Annotated in this window: 5 protein-coding genes; 4 read left to right on the forward strand and 1 reads right to left on the reverse strand. The window is 41.1% G+C overall.

The annotated features are described in order from the left end of the window. Positions 1-143: 143 nt before the first annotated feature. Entirely contained in the window at positions 144-1,700 is a 1,557-nt protein-coding gene (locus tag DP116_RS23140) for an FAD-binding domain-containing protein (protein WP_169157406.1), read from the forward strand. Positions 1,701-1,988: 288 nt separating this feature from the next. Here the strand turns inward: DP116_RS23140 and DP116_RS23145 are convergent, their stop codons facing one another. Then, positions 1,989-2,255 carry a hypothetical protein gene (locus DP116_RS23145; protein ID WP_169157407.1) on the reverse strand — a complete coding sequence of 89 codons (267 nt, stop codon included), beginning with the start codon at positions 2,253-2,255 and terminating at the stop codon, positions 1,989-1,991. Between the two features lie 247 nt (positions 2,256-2,502). Between DP116_RS23145 and DP116_RS23150 the strand changes: the two genes are divergently transcribed. The 3 genes from DP116_RS23150 to DP116_RS29630 all read left to right on the forward strand — a co-directional run. Then, positions 2,503-2,748 (forward strand): AbrB/MazE/SpoVT family DNA-binding domain-containing protein, encoded by a 246-nt coding sequence (locus DP116_RS23150; RefSeq protein ID WP_169157408.1) that lies wholly within the window; start codon positions 2,503-2,505, stop codon positions 2,746-2,748. After that, positions 2,745-3,158: a type II toxin-antitoxin system VapC family toxin gene (locus DP116_RS23155; protein WP_169157409.1), complete on the forward strand. Its 414-nt coding sequence runs from the start codon at positions 2,745-2,747 to the stop codon at positions 3,156-3,158. The genes DP116_RS23150 and DP116_RS23155 overlap by 4 nt, the downstream gene beginning before the upstream one ends. Positions 3,159-3,263: 105 nt before the next feature. Continuing rightward, positions 3,264-4,805, forward strand: a 1,542-nt coding sequence (locus tag DP116_RS29630; protein ID WP_343038364.1) for an NACHT domain-containing protein, incomplete at its 3' end; no start/stop codon positions are given.

Raw genomic sequence — 4,805 nt, forward strand, 5'->3', positions numbered from 1 at the left:
GAATTACACTGTGTTGCGTTCAGAAATATCACCTGTTAAAGGGACAAGGGAGACAAGGGGGACAAGGGAGAGAGAGCACTAAGATGTATGAACGCAACTTAGTATAAGCTTAGCTGACAAGAAAATTATAGTACAATTGAACCATGAAAATTCTATGGTTTCGACGAGATTTACGATTAACTGATAATGAATGCGTAGCAGAAGCATCAGCCAATGACGCCCCCGTATTGCCCTGTTTTATCATCGACCCGTGGTTTTATCAAAAATGGACGGACGTGGGTAAAGCACGGGTAAGATTTTTGTTTGAATCTTTAGAGAACCTTGACCAGAATTTACGCTCTTTGGGTAGTAGGCTGTACTTATTTGAAGGGAATTCCGTAAATATTCTGCAAGAAATGACTCAACAATTGATGCAGCAAGGACACAAACCGAAACTTTACTTCAACCGCGATGTACAGGTTGAATACGGAATTGAACGCGATAGCACTATCGTTAATTTCTACCAACAACTTAACCTTGACTACCACATTGGTCTAAACAACTTTCTGCAAATCGACGATGATCACCGCGACCAGTGGTTTAACGAATACTATAACTACGTTAGACAAATATCTCACCCAACTCCTATTCACATTAACACCCCACAGATATCTTTCAATCTACCCCAACTTACCTTTACTGAACTCAAACACAAGTACCACGCTTTTTACGAAACGAAGAAAGTGTACTTCAAAGGTGGAGAAACGCAAGCGCAAAAAACTTTAGACTCATTTCTTACCAAAAGATTTTATGGCTATCATTGGAAACTCTCCCGCCCGTGGGCGGCACAACAGAAGGCAACCTCCCATCTTTCCCCTCATTTAACATTTGGTACAATCTCTGTGAGAAATGTGTACCAGCGTACAAAGGTACGGGCAGCAGAACTTGCAGATACACCCAAAGCAGAATTTTCCTTAAAAGCATTTCGCGATCGCCTGCGTTGGCACGATAGTTTTACGCAACGGTTATATTTTCATCCAGAAATAGCATATACAAACTTTTATCCGGAGTTTGATGAGTATTACCGACCAGATGAACTGACTCCACAGCAGCAAGAATTATTTCATGCTTGGCAAGAGGGTATAACTGGTTTCCCAATGGTTGATGCGAGTATGCGTCAACTCAAAACAATGGGTTGGATGAATTTCCGCATGCGAGCGATGTGTGCTACTTTCTTGACTATTAATTGCGGTATCTCTTGGCATCATGGAGCAAAACATTACATGAACTGCTTGGTAGATGGCGATTTAGCTATTAACAATTGGCAATGGCAGATGCAGGCTGGTATTACTAATCCCCTTAGTGATACTTTCCGCATATACAATCCCAATAAGAATATTGAAGAAAAAGACTCAGATTTGCGCTTCATTTACCACTGGATACCGAAGTTACTCGGTTATAGCTTACCTGAAATTCTTGAAGGCAAGTATATAGAGCATGGTTTATACCCATCACCAATTTTAGATTGGGCGCAGACCAGGCTGGTTAATGGCAAGATTGTTTCAGATATTCGTAAGCGTGTGAAACAACGCCTACTGATTGAAGGTGGCGAGGAGTGCGAAAACGCTTTAGCAACTAAAACAGCGGTAAATAAATACGTTGAATCCAAAGATAAACAGTACCAACAATTTAAGAAATTGGAGTCACAATTAGGGCAGTAACACTAGAGGTGACAAGCATGTGCATAAGTTAATTTTTCTGCACCTAATAAAAGGCAGGTGAGTAATCACTACCCGCCTTAACCATCGGGTTTGTTAATTCCTCTCGTCTTCTATGCCCCTCGCCTTTGGTGCTGAGGGATTTTATTTGAGTTTATAAAGCAAGCATCCCGAACACGGAGAGAATGCTTGCTATGTGGCGGTTACGGATGTTTTGATCGGATTAACTGACTACCGCAAAAGCTAGATTTTTTGTACATCGGGATATTGCACAAAAAACTCTACCATCCTTTAGAGGCCATCGTTTTGGTGCATTTGTTCCAGCCATTGGGAAGAACCCTTGGTTCCTTTATGCTGCTTGTCTTTTTTCTTTAATTCCATGTAAACATTAATCTCGCTAACTTCTAAATCATGCTCAATTCTGGTTACTATCCAGTTCTCCTTTTTTAGGTAAATTTCCTCTCCTATTCTGGGAATAAACTGTAAATCGTAGAACTTTTTTAGAAAATCTTTTTGGTTTTCTTCCCATAAGATTACTTTGACTGCTTCTTTGCTCATTGATTCAGTAGTTTAAGGAAATAAGGGAGCAAGTTTATCTTAAGTAATTAATTTCTGAATTACTGCTTATCTCAAACCAACTTTTGTCTTATTCATGTAATACGCTAATTCACTTTAGATAGCAATCAATTTTAGAGTGACGTGTTACGCCTTCAGGCGTCTGCGCAGTGCAGACGCCTCTGGTTGACTGTCAGCTCGTTAATTCCTTACAATAAAGTAAGAATTATTTTAAAAGTAAGGAAATCTCATGTCCATTGCTACAATTACCAGTAAAGGTCAGACAACTATCCCAAAGGAAATTCGGGAGAAACTAAACTTGCGTCCAGGCGATCGCATTCATTTCATTATTGAACCAGATGGCAAAGTCTACATTCAGCCGCTGAATATTCAAGTTGAGGAATTGTCTGGTATCCTCCATAAACCAGAAAGAGAACCAGTCTCTATCGAAGAAATGAATGAAGCAATTGAGCAATGTGCTGGTAACTTGTCATGAATGGACTAGATACTAACGTTCTAGTTCGTTATCTAGTTCAAGATGACATCGAACAAGGTAGACTTGCTGCGGAGTACATCAAGCAAGTTAAGGCAAGTGGTCAAACCTGTTTTATCAACAACATCGTTCTTTGTGAACTCGTTTGGGTACTCAAAAGTTCCTATAAACTTGGCAGGAGTGAAATTATCGACGTTCTTGAAAAAATCCTGAGAACGGATGTGTTTGATTTTGAAAACAGAGAAACGGCTTGGTTATCGGTACAGGACATGAAAAAGGGAAAAGCTGATTTCTCGGACTATCTTATTGTGAAGTTAAACAAGCAAGCAAGCTGTAGTGAAACCGCTACATTTGACACAAAATTGCAAAAAGTTGAGGAAATCCGGTTACTTTCTACTTACAAAAATGCTTAAAAAATGTCTGATAAGTCACATAGAATGCACCCTTAGCTGAAATACCAGGCGTTAACATAAGTATAAGCAACAGAAAAATTTCCCCTTTTATACAAAAAAGCTCCTGTGATACCGATTAATCTTGACTCACTCATCAGCGCCATAACTGGTATTGCCAACCCAATCATTAAAGAAAAGATTCAGCGTAACGAAATAGTCATCAAATTATTAAAGAAATTTAACCTTGATCCTGAACATCCTCCCGCTGATTTCAGTGGTGTTTACGCTTATACTTTGGTAGAATACGGAGTAGGCAAACCCAAGCCATTTCTCGAACTTTTTCGACAAGAAGAAATAAAACAAGCTTTCCGCAAGGCATTAGACCATAACAACCCCTCAATTCTTCTCTCTGAAGTTGATGCTTTTCTCGATACTTATGCGTTGGGTGATGACATCAAAACTTTGGGAATTGACATCAGGCGAGAAATCGCCGCCTTCGCAACGGTTTTTATCGAAGTTGCTAAGCGCAGCCGGACACCTGCTGATGTTTTGATGAACCAGCAGATAGGTTCCCTACATAAAAGAATAGCGAGTATCCAAGAACAACTCCAAAGGCTGCCAACACTCGAAGGAATGAGAACAGAGATAGCGCGGTTAGCAGCACAGAGTGTAGAGACGTCGAATGCAACGTCTCCACATGAAAAGAAATGTAAAGCCATAGCTTTAGCCCAGCAGATGCAAGGCTGGTTTGAAACGTTGGGCTACCGCTTTGAGAAGTATGAGGTTTGGGAAGACAACTATTTTGAGTGGATTCTCAACATCCCGGTACGACGTAATCGATTTGACCGCATTCTTATACGTGGAATTGAAGGTGAGGCGGGACTAAGTGATGTCATGGCTTTGCGTCAGTCAGTAGAGGCGCAAAGAACTGATGAAGGGTGGTTAGTGACGGCGAGACGTATTTCACGGGCGGCGCGTGATGAAGTGGAGAAACCAGAAAATCGCCAGCTTGATTGTTATACTTTTGACGAACTCATAGACCAGGATGCTGATTTTAGTGATTATCTCGACTGGCTAGAAGCTGAGGTGAAACGCCGAGAAATTGACAAAAAATATGTGCCGTTGGCTTGTACTAAAGAAGAATTTGACTCACTTAGCAAGCGCCGGATAGGAGTTAGTCGCTACGATGAACGCGACGGCTGGATTGATGGTTATCTCGATTTGTGGTTAGATGACCCTGCAAAAGAGCATATCTCCATTTTAGGGGAATTTGGCACTGGAAAAACTTGGTTTGCGTTTCATTATGCTTGGATTGCACTACAACGTTATCGGGATGCGCAAAAACGCGGTGTTGAACGTCCCCGTCTTCCTCTGATAATTACGCTGCGCGACTATGCCAAAGCACTCAATGTTGAGAATGTTTTGGCAGGTTTCTTTTTTACGCAACATAATATTCGCTTAAATAGCGAGGTGTTTGACCAGCTTAACAGCATGGGCAAATTGCTGCTGATTTTCGATGGCTTTGATGAAATGGCGGCGAAGTGCGATCGCCAACAAATGATCAATAACTTTTGGGAATTGGCGAAAGTCGTCGTTCCCGGTGCTAAAGTTATCCTGACTTGTCGCACCGAACATTTTCCAGAAGCAAAAGAAGGACGTGCTTTACTC

This window comes from Brasilonema bromeliae SPC951 (assembly GCF_012912135.1).
GTDB classification, from domain to species: domain Bacteria; phylum Cyanobacteriota; class Cyanobacteriia; order Cyanobacteriales; family Nostocaceae; genus Brasilonema; species Brasilonema bromeliae.

Coding starts and splice junctions, on each gene's coding strand:
- DP116_RS23140 (WP_169157406.1), top strand. CDS start 144: ATGAAAATTCTATGGTTTCGACGAGATTTACGATTAACTGATAATGAA.
- DP116_RS23145 (WP_169157407.1), bottom strand. CDS start 2,255: ATGAGCAAAGAAGCAGTCAAAGTAATCTTATGGGAAGAAAACCAAAAA.
- DP116_RS23150 (WP_169157408.1), top strand. CDS start 2,503: ATGTCCATTGCTACAATTACCAGTAAAGGTCAGACAACTATCCCAAAG.
- DP116_RS23155 (WP_169157409.1), top strand. CDS start 2,745: ATGAATGGACTAGATACTAACGTTCTAGTTCGTTATCTAGTTCAAGAT.